Origin of the sequence: Arcticibacter pallidicorallinus (assembly GCF_003002875.1) — a bacterium.
Classification (GTDB): domain Bacteria; phylum Bacteroidota; class Bacteroidia; order Sphingobacteriales; family Sphingobacteriaceae; genus Arcticibacter; species Arcticibacter pallidicorallinus.
This window is the reverse complement of sequence record NZ_PVTH01000002.1, coordinates 311,875-327,241: the sequence shown is the minus strand read 5'-3', so window position 1 is coordinate 327,241 and position 15,367 is coordinate 311,875. Positions and strand designations below refer to the sequence as shown.

General features: G+C 40.5%; 16 protein-coding genes. 7 read left to right on the top strand and 9 right to left on the bottom strand.

What is annotated here, in order from left to right:
* Positions 1-2: 2 nt before the first annotated feature.
* Positions 3-743 (bottom strand): polysaccharide biosynthesis/export family protein, encoded by a 741-nt coding sequence (locus B0I27_RS04180; protein WP_106291745.1) that lies wholly within the window; start codon positions 741-743, stop codon positions 3-5.
* Between the two features lie 404 nt (positions 744-1,147).
* On the opposite strand from B0I27_RS04180, the gene B0I27_RS04175 reads away from it, so the two are divergent.
* Together B0I27_RS04175 and B0I27_RS04170 are read left to right on the top strand one after the other, a co-directional pair.
* Positions 1,148-1,717, top strand: coding sequence for a UpxY family transcription antiterminator (locus B0I27_RS04175; RefSeq protein ID WP_106291743.1), 570 nt, complete (start codon positions 1,148-1,150; stop codon positions 1,715-1,717).
* Between the two features lie 11 nt (positions 1,718-1,728).
* Positions 1,729-2,121 (top strand): helix-turn-helix domain-containing protein, encoded by a 393-nt coding sequence (locus B0I27_RS04170; RefSeq protein ID WP_106291741.1) that lies wholly within the window; start codon positions 1,729-1,731, stop codon positions 2,119-2,121.
* A 55-nt stretch (positions 2,122-2,176) separates the two neighbouring features.
* Here B0I27_RS04170 and B0I27_RS04165 read toward each other — a convergent pair whose 3' ends face one another.
* Both B0I27_RS04165 and B0I27_RS04160 read right to left on the bottom strand, forming a co-directional pair.
* Positions 2,177-2,482, bottom strand: a complete 306-nt coding sequence (locus tag B0I27_RS04165; protein WP_146133081.1) for a hypothetical protein — start codon at positions 2,480-2,482, stop codon at positions 2,177-2,179.
* A gap of 139 nt (positions 2,483-2,621) precedes the next feature.
* Positions 2,622-3,920, bottom strand: a complete 1,299-nt coding sequence (locus tag B0I27_RS04160; protein ID WP_106291737.1) for a nucleotide sugar dehydrogenase — start codon at positions 3,918-3,920, stop codon at positions 2,622-2,624.
* Positions 3,921-3,948: 28 nt separating this feature from the next.
* Here B0I27_RS04160 and B0I27_RS04155 point away from each other — a divergent pair, with 28 nt between their 5' ends.
* From B0I27_RS04155 to B0I27_RS04145, 3 genes are all read left to right on the top strand, one after another.
* Positions 3,949-4,551: a trimeric intracellular cation channel family protein gene (locus B0I27_RS04155; RefSeq protein ID WP_106291735.1), complete on the top strand. Its 603-nt coding sequence runs from the start codon at positions 3,949-3,951 to the stop codon at positions 4,549-4,551.
* A 2-nt stretch (positions 4,552-4,553) separates the two neighbouring features.
* Complete coding sequence (locus B0I27_RS04150; RefSeq protein ID WP_106291733.1) at positions 4,554-5,627, top strand: endonuclease/exonuclease/phosphatase family protein; 1,074 nt, start codon at positions 4,554-4,556, stop codon at positions 5,625-5,627.
* Positions 5,628-5,691: 64 nt separating this feature from the next.
* Entirely contained in the window at positions 5,692-6,156 is a 465-nt protein-coding gene (locus B0I27_RS04145; protein WP_106291731.1) for a response regulator, read from the top strand.
* Positions 6,157-6,159: 3 nt separating this feature from the next.
* Here the strand turns inward: B0I27_RS04145 and B0I27_RS04140 are convergent, their stop codons facing one another.
* Genes B0I27_RS04140 through B0I27_RS04125 form a run of 4 tightly spaced genes read right to left on the bottom strand, consistent with a single transcriptional unit; the run spans position 6,160 to position 12,548 of the window.
* Complete coding sequence (locus tag B0I27_RS04140; RefSeq protein ID WP_106291729.1) at positions 6,160-7,245, bottom strand: hybrid sensor histidine kinase/response regulator; 1,086 nt, start codon at positions 7,243-7,245, stop codon at positions 6,160-6,162.
* A 38-nt stretch (positions 7,246-7,283) separates the two neighbouring features.
* On the bottom strand, positions 7,284-9,413 hold the full coding sequence (locus B0I27_RS04135; RefSeq protein ID WP_106291727.1) for a sensor histidine kinase: 2,130 nt from the start codon (positions 9,411-9,413) through the stop codon (positions 7,284-7,286).
* Between the two features lie 18 nt (positions 9,414-9,431).
* Positions 9,432-11,729, bottom strand: coding sequence for an Rv1355c family protein (locus B0I27_RS04130; protein ID WP_106291725.1), 2,298 nt, complete (start codon positions 11,727-11,729; stop codon positions 9,432-9,434).
* A 9-nt stretch (positions 11,730-11,738) separates the two neighbouring features.
* Positions 11,739-12,548, bottom strand: coding sequence for a hypothetical protein (locus B0I27_RS04125; RefSeq protein WP_106291723.1), 810 nt, complete (start codon positions 12,546-12,548; stop codon positions 11,739-11,741).
* A gap of 216 nt (positions 12,549-12,764) precedes the next feature.
* Here B0I27_RS04125 and B0I27_RS04120 point away from each other — a divergent pair, with 216 nt between their 5' ends.
* Both B0I27_RS04120 and B0I27_RS04115 read left to right on the top strand, forming a co-directional pair.
* Positions 12,765-13,667: an aldo/keto reductase gene (locus B0I27_RS04120; protein WP_106291721.1), complete on the top strand. Its 903-nt coding sequence runs from the start codon at positions 12,765-12,767 to the stop codon at positions 13,665-13,667.
* A gap of 184 nt (positions 13,668-13,851) precedes the next feature.
* Positions 13,852-14,082, top strand: coding sequence for a hypothetical protein (locus B0I27_RS04115; protein WP_106291719.1), 231 nt, complete (start codon positions 13,852-13,854; stop codon positions 14,080-14,082).
* Positions 14,083-14,187: 105 nt separating this feature from the next.
* Here B0I27_RS04115 and B0I27_RS17445 read toward each other — a convergent pair whose 3' ends face one another.
* Positions 14,188-14,325 (bottom strand): hypothetical protein, encoded by a 138-nt coding sequence (locus B0I27_RS17445; protein WP_181276672.1) that lies wholly within the window; start codon positions 14,323-14,325, stop codon positions 14,188-14,190.
* A gap of 245 nt (positions 14,326-14,570) precedes the next feature.
* On the bottom strand, positions 14,571-15,317 hold the full coding sequence (locus B0I27_RS04110) for a tyrosine-protein phosphatase (RefSeq protein ID WP_106291717.1): 747 nt from the start codon (positions 15,315-15,317) through the stop codon (positions 14,571-14,573).
* Positions 15,318-15,367 lie beyond the last annotated feature (50 nt).

Below are 15,367 nucleotides of genomic sequence, written 5' to 3'. Positions count from 1 at the left end.
TCTTATAAAATTTGAGTAGCGATAAGGGTAAGTATTGAAATTGCAGAAAGAACAAAGCCAATATTACGTGCTGACTGATCCACCGCAGCGGCTTTATTTTTATCGGGAGTAACGTATATGATATCGTTATTTCTGAGATAATAATATTCCGATTGAAATAGACCTGCGCTGGTTAAATCGACAGGTATGTACTTACGAACTCCGTCCTGCTCCCGGATCAAAAGAATATTTTGGCGCATACCTGTGATCTGAAGGTCCCCAGCAAGACTTAGGGCTTCTGTAATTGTTACCTGTTCACTTGGTATTGGATAAACGTTCGGACGGTTAACATCTCCTAAAACGGAAATTTTAAAGTTCAGGACTGACAAATTCACCGCCGGTGATTTTAAATACTTCGTCAGTCGTGACTCGATCAGTTCTCGCGCCTGGGCTGTAGTAAGGTTTCCAACTTTTACTAAGCCGATAAGCGGAAGACTAATATTGCCAGCTTCGTCAACTTTATATCCCAAAGCAGTTTCACCATTTTTATTACCATCGGTCCAGGCATCGGGATTCAAACTGCCCACGACTATTCCGAGGATATCTCCAGACTGGATCTTAAGCGGAGAGTTATTCTTGATCTCTTGCTGAGTTATCTTCGTTTTGTCAAGATCCTGGAAATACGGAATAGTTTTGTAGGTCGAACATGATGATAGCATGATAACCGAAAGAAAGAAGAGAGTGTGAAAGTAGGATTTGCTCATAGGTACTTTTTTTTATGTTTGATAAAGCCTCGCCAGCTCAGTTACATACTGATAATTCGACTTGACTGTATTTTTGAATGGGTTAAAAACATTGAGGCATGGATAATAAAGCCGCTGTTTTTTTTCATAAAAGTAAGCCTGTTCTTCACAATTTTGAAATAATTCTCCATTATGTACCAAGTCTTGGGAACTTTTGAGAAACTCTGTATCTCAAGGCCTTAACGAAGAAAAAATGTGAGCTTGTGGCATTTTTTGTTTGTCACAGCCGCTTTTTTCGGAGTTTTTCTCATAACTCCACAATGTGTTATACATGGTGAGAAGGGCCCTATCTGAAGGACGTATTTTAGCTAATTTCGTAACAACTCCTCTCTGGGCGAGAATACAAATACTCTATAAATAAAATCATGGTTAATCCGTTCCTTAGCAAAAAAAAAGAAGCGTCTCAAAAGGCGTGGATGGTAATTTACACTCGCTCCAAATGGGAGAAGAAGGTAGACCGTCTGCTTAAAGAGAAGGGAGTGGACAGCTTTTGTCCACTAGTGAAAACGAACCGAAGATGGGCAGACAGAAATATGCTAGTTGAACTACCTTTATTTACGTCTTATCTATTTGTCTATATCTCTCCGTCTGAACAATCCATAGTAAGGGAAACAATGGGTGTTATTAACTTCATTTACTATAGTGGTAAGCCGGCGATAGTGGACAAGGACGACATCGAGAGAATCAAGGCTATCGTTGGAAAATATAAAGATGTTGAAACTATCAGCATCAGAGAATTAAGTACTGGAGATCGTATCAAGATCACGCAAGGAGCGTTAGCGAATCTAGAAGGAGAGGTAATTGAAGTAAAAGGCAAATCTGTATTGATCAGTATCCGACAGCTCGACTGCATATTAATTGCCAAGGTCGCTGTTAACCAAAATATCATAATTACAAATCCAGGTATTGGAGCTGCTTTGGCCGTTCGGGCATAAACTTAAATGAGATGAATGAAAACTTTAAAGATCAGCACTATGGTCAGATTATCGAAAAAGTTATTCGAAGAAATGGCTATAGCATCAGCGAACTCGCACGTTTGACTGACGTAAATCGGAGATCTGTGTATAATTGGTTTAACCAAAAGTATCTAAAGCCGGCAATCATTCACAAGATTGGAATGGCACTGAAACACGATTTTTCGAACGAATTTCCTGAACTATTTATGAAAGCAGAGCAACGGGGAGTAGCTCATTTGCCAGACGACGCGGTTTATGCCGAAGAGGAAGCTGATGGCCGCGCAAGGACAGAACAGTATTGGAAGGACAAATACATAGACTTACTTGAAAAACACAATCAACTTCTTCTGGCTTACGTTGAAAAAAGTTCTCTTTATTCGTAGCACATGACTCTATAAGGAAGCACGAACCTAGCTCGTGCCAGTGATTTTACTGGCGCTAGTTTTCCTCTACCCGAGTTAGCAAACTTTTAAGTAAAAATCCTACTTCGCGCAGAAAAAGCAATTGTGGTCTGATTTGGTCCATTGTTACATCTCCTTTGGAGAATTCAACTAATGAATCAGATATCTCTTGAGTCATCAGCTCAAAGTCGCTATTACTATTTAGTGACATAAAACTTTTGCAATGGCTTATGAAAGCCTCAACTTCTTCAATGTTGACAGCATATTTGGTGTCGTCAATTGTTAGCACTGCTTGTTCGACGTTTTCCTCAAGCCTTTCTAATTCCATCTCTCTGCGATTCATTCTTATAATCTTAATATTTAGCATTTTACGCAAAAAACGAAAAAGAGTTCTATAATCCTACATTTTATTTTAAATATGTTGAGATTATTGAGAACACAGATACTTTGTTAAAGAACCTATCGGCAATTGCCCCTAGCGTTTACAGTCTCGCATCTACGATCTCACGCTCCAGGCATGCCTTGGTATCGAAAACAACTCCGTTTTCAGCCTTTAAACAGCTATAATCGAGTTCTAAGAATTCGTCATGAGCGACCGCAACGATTATGGCATTGTATTTTGTATCCGGCGACAGCTGGTTCTGGATTGTTAACCCATACTCCTTCTTGACTTCCTCTGCATCGGCCCATGGATCAAAGACATCAACGGCGACACCGAAGTCGACCAGCTCATGATAGATATCTACCACGCGGGTGTTCCGAACATCAGGACAGTTTTCTTTGAAAGTTATCCCTAATATAAGCGCCTTTGAGCCTTTAATCCGCTGATCTTTATGAATCATTAACTTTACAACTTTATCAGCAACGAATGCCCCCATAGCGTCATTGACTCTCCTTCCCGATAATATCACTTGAGGGTGGTATCCAAGGGATTGAGCCTTATGTGCCAAATAATACGGATCAACGCCAATACAGTGCCCTCCGACTAAGCCGGGTTTATATTTCAGAAAATTCCATTTCGTGCCCGCTGCCTCAATTACGTCGTTTGTATCTATTCCAATTTTGTCGAAAATAAGTGAAAGTTCGTTTACAAAAGAAATGTTAACATCCCGTTGAGCGTTTTCGATAGCCTTGGACGCTTCAGCGACTTTTATACTTGGAGCTTTATGAGTTCCGGCAGTAATAATTGACCGATACAATCTGTCAACCTCATCCGCTATTTCCGGTGTCGAGCCGCTTGTTACTTTCCTTATTTTAGTCAATGTATTAACTTTATCACCCGGATTTATTCGTTCAGGCGAGTAACCGGCAAAAAAATCTTTGTTAAAACACAGACCTGACGCCCGTTCCAAAACAGGAATACAGTCTTCCTCTGTACATCCGGGATAAACGGTTGATTCATATATGACAACATCTCCTGTCTTTAGGATGGTTCCAAGCATATGAGACGCCTTCAAAAGAGGGCGAAGATCTGGTGACTTAAATTCATCAATCGGAGTAGGTACAGTTACTATAAATGTATTATAAGACCGTAGATCTTCCTTGTCCCAGGAAAATTGCAGGCTATTATCGCTAATAACTTTAACAAGGCTATCAATATCCGCTTCTTGAGTCCGATCTGTTGCTTTGGCGAGCTCCATTACTCGCTCTTGATTGATATCAAACCCAAGTACCTGATACTTCTTTGCGAATTCAATGGCTAAAGGGAGGCCTACATACCCCAAACCGATTACAGCGATGCGTGCATTATCGGCACGATATGTGAGTACAGTAGAATCCATCGGGTAAAGTTAATATATTTGTCAAATAATGACAATCACTTACCTCCTGGAACTTTTGGGTTGTGTGTCTTTTGCTATATCCGGCGCCTTTGCGGGAATTCAGAAAAGATTAGATGTTTTTGGAGTGCTAACTATTGCGTTCGTTACTTCTATTGGAGGAGGGACCGTCCGGGATATCCTGATTGGAGAGTTACCTGTCAGCTGGATGATGGATAAATACTATTCGGCCGTAATTTTCTTTTCCACTATAGCGACAATGCTATTCTGGAAGCAATTGAAGTCATTTAAACTGCCATTATTTATATTTGACACTATCGGTCTCGGATTATTCACCATAGTAGGCGTTCAAAAAGCCTTAGCTGCCGGCTTGAAACCCGAGATATGCGTTGCTTTAGGAACAATTACTGGCTGTTTCGGTGGCATCACCAGAGACATCTTGCTTAATAATATACCACTTATTTTTAGAAAAGAGATATACGCTACTGCCTGCATTGCAGGAGGTCTTGTCTATATCACATCGCTTCAAATGGGTGTAGATATAAATATCACCAGACTCTGCGCAGTATCGACTATTTGTTTTATACGCATCGTAGCAGTCAGATACAAACTTACGCTTCCTCGTATGTATTAACTATGATTAAATTACTCAAAATTATTTCTATTCTGGCATGCATAGCGCTGTTGCTCTCTATACTCGGTGCCTATGTTGATCCAAGAAGTTTCTGGCCATTGGCGTTCATGAGCTTGGCCTATGTCCCTCTTCTGGCAGGTAATCTCTTATTATTGACGTATTGGCTAATCAAATGGTCACGTTTTGCGCTAATACCCCTTTGCTGCATTTTATTGAGCTGGCCGATTTTGGCCGGTTCATTTAGCTTGAGCAAGAGAGCCTCTCTCTCGTCAAAACAAGAAGCAAATGATTCGCTAATACGGATTATGACATATAATGTGCATGCCTTTGATGAAGCGTTCCGGGAGACTTCGCAGAGCAAAAAAGTTCTTGATCTAATTGAACGAATCCAACCAGACATCGCCTGTTTACAAGAATATCATGGCGTGCCAGATCATTTTAACCCAACAGATTCTTTGAAGAGAATTCTCAACACACCACATTTCCATCATGCAAAGTTCAACGGCGGCGGACTGGGCCTCGCAATATTTTCAAAATATCCTATCGTGGGCACAGGGCTTATCAAGTTCTCAGAGGATGGTGATGGTAATCACGGAGTTTATATTGACGTGATAAAAAACGATAAAACTTTTCGAATCTACACTGTTCATTTGGAATCGATCCGGTTGAGGCAAGATCAACTTAACTATATGAGCCAAGTTATAAAGGGAAAGACGAAGCAGTTACGTCCATCTAAAAAAATTGGAGGCCAGTTGAGGAGGGCCTTTTTTGAGCGTGCCGGCCAAGTTGATATTGTAAAACAGCATATCGCCACGTGTCCATATCCATATATCGTTTGCGGCGATTTTAATGATCCGCCTTCCTCGTACGCTTTTAATGAAATGGCCGAAGGAATGCAAAGTACTTATAGAAAAAAGGGAAGCGGCTTATATGCAGTGACTTTACATAAAGGCTTTCTTCGATATCAAATTGATCACATACTTGTATCTAAGAACTTTGATGTCTATTCCCATGTAATCATTCCCGAGCAAGCATCTGATCACTATCCTGTATATGCAGACTTAGCGCTGAAATAATCTAAGCGTATTCAAATATATTCTTGATGAAACAAAAAAGTTAACTTTGCCGTAATCAACTATTATGTCCGAAAAAAAGATAACCATTCTCTACGTGGACGACGAAGAGAACAACTTATACTCGTTCAAGGCTACTTTCCGCATGAAATACAAAGTACTTATCGCCCTTAGTGGTGATGAAGCGCTCGAAATCATGAAGTCGAAGCCTGTCCACATTATCATTACGGATCAGAGAATGCCAAATATGACGGGAGTGGAATTTCTTGAGAAAGTGATTGAAAAATTTCCTGATCCAATCCGTATACTTTTGACGGGTTATGCCGACATGGGTGCAGTTGTCGACGCCGTTAATAAAGGAAAGATATTCCATTATCTGGCCAAGCCCTGGAACGAGGAGGAGCTTGATATGACGATAACACGCGCATTTGCAAAGTATGAAGAAAAGGCAGAGATAACATCTATGAACGCCAAGCTGGCGACTTCCAATGACCAGCTTGAATTCCTATTAAGACAGAAACTGCTTGATTAAGATTTATTTTCCTGGAATTATTACCCTGAATGTAGTTCCTTGATGCAATACAGAGCTTACTTCGATATGCCCATTAAGCTTGAGAATAGCACTTTTTACATTGTAAAGTCCAAATCCTGAGCCTGATGACTGAGACGTCGCCCGATAGAAAAGATTAAAAATCTCGTTAATGTGATTTCGGAGAATTCCGATGCCGTTATCACTGATCTCAAATGTCGCCGACCCGTTTTTTACCTCTATTTTTAACTTAACTATTTTATCTGCATTTCCTTCCTCCTGATATTTGAAAGCATTCGAGATTAGGTTATTCAAGACCAGCATTATTGGAGCTTCATCGTTAAAAAAAGGTTCATTCTGATCTATATCAACTTGAAAAGAGATATTATTAACTTCAGCTGTCATTCCGAAGATATCCTTCAGCGTGTCCGCGATAGTCATGAAATCAATCTTTTTAATCTTCAGCTCGCCTCGTTGAAGACTGTAATATTCATGCATATTCACGATATACATATCGAGCGTTTTTAAAGATTTCTTCATCATCGACAGGACTTCTTTCATCTCTACCGGATCATCAGTATCCTGAGCAAGGTTGATAGCCCCCATTATTCCAGATAAAGGTCCTCGAATATCATGACTGACGCTATAAGCAAATTTGTCAAGCTCGCTATAGGCTCTTTGTAATTCATGATGCTTTACGGCCAACATAGAGTTGCTAATATGGAATTTATTTGCTTCCTCAATCGCGGAGATTATGTCGATTTCCGTCCATGGTTTTTTGACGAATCTAAATATATGCCCCCTGTTGATCGCATCAATTACTGCTTCCACGTCGGTGTACGCTGTAAGAAGTATCCTAACTGCCGATGGATATAAGGATCGAACTTCATCAAAAAATTCAACACCTGTTTGCTTGGGCATTCGTTGATCACAGAATATAATCCGCATGTCGGGATGCTTCTCCAGATGAGCATAAGCGGCCGGGACATCCTGTGCAATGAAAATTTGATAATCGAACCGAAAGGACGCCTTGAACCCTACCAGATTATCAGCTTCATCATCAATATACAGAATCTTAAGTTTTTCTGTCATAGGATTAATTGGTACCAAATTGATTTTCGGAAAGGATATCAGTCATTGCTAAAAGATATTGGAATGCGTAAGTTGAATACAGAACCCTCACCTGGTGAAGAATAAACACTTATATCCCCCTTATGTTTTTTGATTGTATTATAGGCTATTGACATTCCTAATCCCGTTCCCTCGCCAACATCCTTTGTAGTAAAAAATGGCTCAAAAATTTTCCTTTGAGTGTCTACGCTCATTCCTATGCCGTTATCTTTAATGGACAAATATACATTTTCTTGATCAGCATAAGTTTTGATATTAAGCTCTCCACCGGGCTTTTCGCCGAATTTCTCATTAATTGCGTGGATGCCGTTACTTATGATATTGAGAAATACCTGATTTAGCTTGCCAGCGTAGCACTCCACCTTCGGCAGCGAGCCCTGGCTCATAACCACGCGAATATTATTATTCAATAGATTATTCGCTATTATCATCGTAGAATTAAGTCCTTCATTTATATCTGCCTTCTTCAGGTCATCCTCATCAACTCTAGAAAAGATTCTTAATCCCTTGACTATTTCTGCAGTACGGGAGGCACCCTCATTTATCCCTTTCATAAGTTGATCAATCTCAATCTTCAGGTAGTCAAAATCCAAATCTTCTTTATAATCCTCAATAAGCTGCTTCTTTTCATGAACAGGACGATCTGATAAGCCAACATTTTCTATCTCGTCTAAAGCTTCAAGCAACATATCGACATCCCTTTTAAGCGGATTGATATTGGATGTTACAAAGTTGATCGGATTGTTGATTTCATGTGCGATACCGGCAGTTAATTGACCAAGTGATGCCATCTTTTCCGATTCTACCAATTGACTCTGTGTTTGCTTAAGGTCTTCTAATGTGTTATTTAACTCCGCGGTGCGCTCCGTTACTCTCGCCTCAAGGACAACATTCTGCTCTTTTATAATACGCTCATTCTCACGTAAAACCTGCATAGTCTCCATTTGCGACTGTTCCTTTTCGGATTTAAGTATATTGATTTTATCAGCCAAGGCAAACGATAGTAACACAGCTTCGAAAGCGGAGCCGATAAGTAGCGCAAAGTTCGTAATGTTGTTGTATGGGAATATGATGTTCAGATCTTTTAGAACATAGACCACCACACATAAAATAAAGCCACCCCACGCAATTAGAAAGAATTTCGCTGACCGCAGACCCTTGATTTGAATAACCACCGCCATGTACAACACATAGATTGCACTAAACATAGCCAGCATTAGCATCAAGGTATAACTCGAATTGAAATACCCCAGTAGGGCCAACAAAATCTGGACTCCATACAGGGTGTAGAATACATATGAAAAACGGTGAAGTTTCGGGGTATAACTTTTAGTTGAAAGAAAATGCTTTGAAAATTCAATTGCAGCGATCCCAATTAATGCAGTGCTGAAATATATGAACATGTCAGCAATCTCAGGATGTCCAGGTAGGATCAGGCGAAAGACGTAACCTTGCATTGATGCCTGCGTCAGTAAAACCACAACCAGATAGATCACATAATACAGGTAGTTTCGATCCCTGACTGTGCTATACACGAATAGATTATATAGGATCATTACCATGATGATCCCCACATATACACCGAATAGCATATCAATAACGAGACTGTTCTCGAGAACCCTTTCGATGGTACCTACATATACCGGGAGAATCAGTTGCTTTCCACTTTGAACCTTCAAATAAATGGTGCGTATTTCTCCCGCCTGAAAAGGTATTTGATAAATAAATGTCTGATTCTTTAAGTATCGATTGCCGAATGGCCGTTTATGTCCTGTGAAATTCACGCGCTTGACAGTATCGCCATGGAGCTCGTAGAAATCCAAATAGTCCATCATTGCCTGGGTTAACTGAATTCCGGCCGTTTTGCCATCAGTTGCGTTCTTTAAGGAGAAGCGCACCCAATAAGAATACGGTTTAGTTCCAAGATTAGGAAAATCTTCGGTTGACTTCCTGTAGCCGGCAGACTTCATCGCTTTCTCGAGCGAAATATTGGAGTTTGAGTCGGTAAGGATTTCCAGCTTGTCCCCTATAGGTCCAAAACCACCATCAAATGGGATGACCTGTTGAGTAAACGCCTTCTCTGCTACTAAGCAGATTAAAAGGAAAAGAACCTGTCTGATATAATACATATTTCTTTCGTGCAGACCTTAATCGCGATCAAACAATTCAGCTTTATGCTTTCTCAAAGATCTACTTCCTGCATCGGGAGCAATACTAACCTTCATGACAAACACTTCATACTCTTTCGTCCCATCATATCCCCGGCTGGCCGACATAATTTTGAGAAAGCGCTGTCTTAGTAGACTCAGCTTGTCGGCCACATGTTGAGGAAGATCTTCGGCTTTACCATGAGTCAAACGGCTAAAGAAAAAAGCCGTTGATAGCAGCGGATGCACAGCCACCTGTTGTTGGTTTGCAAATATCCAGGCTCGCTCAGCTGCCTTTCCAGCTTGTATTAAAGTAGAGTGATTAAACACCGGTATCGTAAGAATGACTATTCCGGATGCGCACCTGATTCCATCCAGCGACATTTTCTTAAACGCATCTCCTTTATCCCACTGAGCAAGTAACTTCACAGCCTTCCAGTCCTGAGCTACCTTGAAGCCTGCCTTCTCGCTGGCAGTTATATCTACAGCATCCAGCTCCACGCCATTTCTGGTTTTATCCGCTTCTGCTTTATTCCATCGAATTTCATGGTAAAATTCCTCATGTCCCATTTCATTGAGTAGTCTGACCTTGTCACATTCAGCGATGATATCGGCTAGTTCGTCGAGTTCCGCTTCATCCTGCGTGTAATAAAGCTTCACTGGGTCGAAAAGGCTGACAATGCGGCTCATTTCATTATAGAATGACTCATCCAAGGAAACTCTCTTTGCCAACTTACGATTTGTATTACGCAAGAAAATATATTTGGCCATGTCAAGCGTCGACTCTTGCACGGGTTCAGCATTCGGAAAAAATCGCACTGCGGCTATCATTGCCGGATTATATTCAAGCGGAAAAATATTCTCTTCGATGGAGAGGCCAAGAGCATTGGCCTGCATACGTACATTTTCAAGTGCCGAACCGAGGGATATATGAGATCCCATTTCGTAATAGTCACCCCAGGACCAAGACTGAATTTTATCATGAAATAAGAATAAAACTCCATTACGATAGTACCATTTCCAGGGTTGATTGTTGCCCGCCGAAGGTGCGGAAATACCAGCATCTATAATCGCATCAAGCTGATGATCAGTGATTTTACTCCCAACATCCTGATACTTCTCAAAAAATACATCTGCAGCACTCCTGACATCCGACCACTCCAGTGGCGAATATGGATTTACTAACTGTTGTGTCGGAACCGGTGATAACTCTGCCTTGCCATCCCTATCGCCTACTAACTCTTCCAAATCAACATAATACCTTCCTGACTCATGATACTGGTCCAACAATATTCGTCTGCAAACATCAGTAGTTAGAGCTCCACCCAAAGTCACAGACGAAGCTAACTGCGGCCAGGTATTGATTGACTGCTCCACTTCAAGCATAGAGGCTTTCATTCGTGTTGAAATAGTATCCGCGCCAATCAGTCGCAATACATATGGCACTTTTTCTTCGTTTGTCAAGCCTTTAACGCTACTGGGATCCAGCCCGTTAGCAAGACCATGGAGAATATCTCTATCTGGCTCAAGATCAAAACGCTCCACATCAAGCATCCCCCGATCATTAGTATCCATGATAACAGGTATCTGAAGCTCGCGCGCTTTGTAACGACTCTCAATCTTGATATCCAACCCGTCACAGACCTCAACAAAAAGATCAAGCTTTCCATCAAAAGCAAAGAAGTGATCCATGTTTTCCTGGTTAAGGCCATTAGTGTAAATTCGAATTTTGATGAATGGATCGATTTCAAGGATCTCCCTGGCCGCTATCAAAGTCTTAGCTAATCCAAGATTATGCACCCCCGTTCTAATCCTGTTCAAGTTGCTCAGTTCCGCTGTATCAAAATCAGCTAGTCGAAGTTCACCGCAAGTGCGTTCCATCGCTAAGGTCAGGGCGATCGACTGGCCCACAGATAAACCCACAATTCCTATTTTCTTCCGACGAAGACTATTTTGCTCTTCTCGTGTAATTTTATACCGATTACGGTTTGTCCTGACTTCAATAAACTCATCCTCATCCAATAAGTGAACTAGTCGCTTACTCCAAGGATAGTATACCCAGACACCATACTCTTTAATACTCAGGTCTCCCAACCGTTGGCTTATCAATATTGAATAATCCTCAGGTGTCAATTTTACTGAAGGATGTTCTGATTTAACAAGCTCCTGTAATTGACCGTATATTTCGTCGTGTATAAACCACGCTTCGTTGTCTGCTATCAGTTGATCGAACACATTTTTGTCCGCTTCGCGATAAATCCTTAAGAATTGAAGGTTTAAATTGTAGTTGGTATCCATCCGCTTTCTTTAAAAAAAATTTAGGTCATTCTCATTCAACTGACCTCTCAAAAAGTTCAGCTTCGCGTTAGAGATTATGGTCTCCAGATCCCATTTGTCGAGATTAGGAATTTGAGTTTCATAATGAATTTTGATAGTCTTTCGTCTTAGTTCTTCCATTCTGATGACGTTTAGAGACTGCCGGATTTTGAAGATCGCATCTTGATCTTCCTGATCGGCTTTGGAAAGCGTAGGAACATCTTTCAACAACATAGTCGTTGCAAGTAAATCTAACTTAGGATAATAGAAAGTCCCGTTATTTCCAATGCTTTCCTCTCGTTCCATGCCAACGCACTCACATGGTTTTATAGTGTAAGGTGCGCACAGAGCAAAAAGCGACTCCAATCCGATTTGCGTCGAAATCGCTACTGCTGCACGGATAAGAAAAATACATCCTATACCGTACCCGGATATCTCTCTTGAATTCCAAAGACCACAAAGCTCCCCGGTACCTTTTCGCGAATATTCCCACACTAGCTTAAATATCTGCGAATCCATCGCTCCTGTAGCCTGCTCGATTGGAAGGGGCTCAGAACCACCCGCAACATGAACCCGCGCCCCTCCGTAGACCTTTTTCTTGTCGAGAGACTCGACTACGATAACAAATGCGCCTGGATTTTCTCTCCACTCATTCTTGGAGGATGTTACCTTGGTCACGCCAATACTCGTCAAAACGTGTGTGTGTCCTTCTACAAATAGTTCGCACGTTTCTGGCTCATCGATCGCCCTGAAAGCTCTGAGCCTTACTTCCGGATTATCTTTGTTTAAGGTGCCCTCCATCGTTTAGTCAAATTTCACATCAAATCTACAACATCAATTATACATTTCGCATCGTACGGAGATTATGTTTAACATCAAACATCATTTTTCGACATAATAATACACAATATGTGATGTCACTCGAATACAATAGCATTATTCGCATGAATATCCGCACTTAAAATTATTTCTTTTGTGACTCTTATTTAGATATTATTGTAGGTCAAGATTACAATTATGGAAAAAACCTATCTGAGTGACGCGGGGCCGAAAGTATCATCGGCTGTTTACGGATTTTATCGTTGGAATGATGAGGCAAGCACCGTCTCCGCAAATATGGAACGCGTAGTCAACTTGTGTCTGGAATTAGGAATCAACACTTTTGATCATGGTGATTCGTACGGATCTTACCAGTGTGAGGAGTTATTTGGAAATGTTATCAGTCAAAAATCTTTTAGAAGAGAAGATCTAGTAATTTTTACGAAATGCGGTCTGAGAATACCTCACAGCAGCCAACCTGGCGTACGTATGAAGCATTATGATACATCCAGTAAACATATTATTGAATCTGTCGAAAACTCCCTACGAAAACTACGCACCGATTATATAGATATCTTCCTGCTTAACCACCTCGACCCTATCTCCAACATCGAAGAAACTGCTTTGACGCTTATGCAGCTTAAAAAATCAGGAAAAGTCAAGAATATTGGTATCACGAATTTTTCTGTATTCCAGCATCAGCTACTTGCCTCATTTCTCAGCACGCCTATCGTAACAAATCATATCGAGCTTAATCTGCTTAATACATCAGCTCTCGACAACGGTCAAATTGACTATATCAAACAGCGTTACATGAAACCCCTTGCATCAGCCCCACTAGCTGACGGCCGTATTGCACACGGAAAGGATGATCTCGCTATCAAGGTCAGAAATAAACTTCAGAAGATCGCGATTAAGTATGATATGGAAATCGAATCTGTTGCGGTTGCGTGGCTAATTAAGCTAGGTGCTCTTCCACTTATTGGAACCAGAGAAGAACAGAGAATCAGAAACATCGTTAAAGCCTTCGATATCGACCTGGATCATCAGGATTGGTACGATCTATACGCAACATCAAGAGAAGATGTTTATTTAAAATAAAGGTTCGGACAGGGGGTCCGAACCAATTCCTTTCAATAATAGTTTATACACAAAAATAAGCTTAGCAGGGGGATCAAAAAATGACTTGGATCATCCTTCAGATTTTTTTCTTAAAATGATTAGTTTAAAAAAACAATTTCGCTTTAAAAACACTTATTGATCATTAAAGTCTAATACATATCCTATGACAACGAAAAAAACAAAAGAGGAATCAGAAGGCATCACCGCTTATTCTGTCAAGACAAAAACCAAGAACGTTCCAATGGTAGATCCCGTTATCGATATCAAGTCGGGGAGGTATATAGCAACTGGAAAAGATAAAGATGGGAATAAAATGGCAGCCATACTTGGAAAAGCAAAAGCTGAAGAACATGTAAAAGCGGGAAATGCCAAAAAAGGATCTGGTTGGGAATAAGACCCACCCCTCAATTTTACAAGCGACACATCCTGGGTTACACGATAAACGAATTTATTACTAAGCGACTACTTAAAAGAGATCAATATCCTCTTTGAGTAGTCGCTACATTTCTTTAGCCAGAATATACAAAACTAGTGGAGCGACAAAGGCAACCAATGCCACAGCATTACCAATAATAAACGCCATTATCGTTATTTTTCGCGATTCTTCAGGCCCTTGAAATATCTCGTTTGCTTTCATAATTTCAATCTGATTTATATGTAAATAAACGAGAAATTTTGGTACTAGTTCACTGTTATGAAACTTTTAAGAATTTGTTAAGATTTAAGAAACTTCATTGAATAATCATTCAAAAGCCGATGGGTTTATAACTATTATCATCAACTTTTACGGGACATAAAGCCGATTAAGGACACTCAGGGCTGTTTTAATGTCTCAACATTGCATGTAAAAAGTGCAAAACGCAAACGAAATAAAATATCAGATCAACGAAATAGTTCGTTATTTCTCACAGGATAATCCGCTAATAGCTTTGCAGCATTCCCACTCTTGACGAATTTGGTAATATACTCGAGATGTTTTATATGGTGCAAGTCGGTTCCGACAACATCTATTAACTTCTCTTTTAGAAGGCGTAACCCGACTTGTTTTACCGCCTTACCATAATAACCTGCAAGAGACAAAAGATTGACTTGAAGAATACATCCATGCTCCTTCAGTTTCCGATATTGTTCAAAGTTACTATGATAATAAATATACCTCTCAGGATGTGCCAGAACAGGTTGATATCCTTTAATGTTTAGATCAAAGATAAATTGGTCGACGTTTCGTGTTTCAACCTGATAGGACATTTCTACAAGAACGTGCTTACCATGCAAAGGAAGTATTTCGTCATTTTTCAGAAGCTCCATAAAATCCAAATCCATCATATACTCAGCCGCTGCTTCTACCTGCACGTCAATCCCTTGACGTGTAAGCTCAGCTCGAAGCTGTTCAAGCACAGGAAAGATTGTTTGTCTGCTATTCGGGTAAACTTCCGTAAATATATGTGGGGTACAGATGAACTTTTCAACACCCAGATCGCTTAAGCCTTTGATAAAACCGACCGAGCTAGCGAGATCCCGGGAGCCATCATCAATTCCAGGCAGGATGTGAGAATGCATGTCTACACCCATCCATTCGAGTGTTACTTTTTTTGGCCGCTTAAAAAAGAAATTTAGTGACGAGAACATAGATTACAAATCTAATGAAAATAAGAAGAGGGAAAGCCTGTAGCTTATCC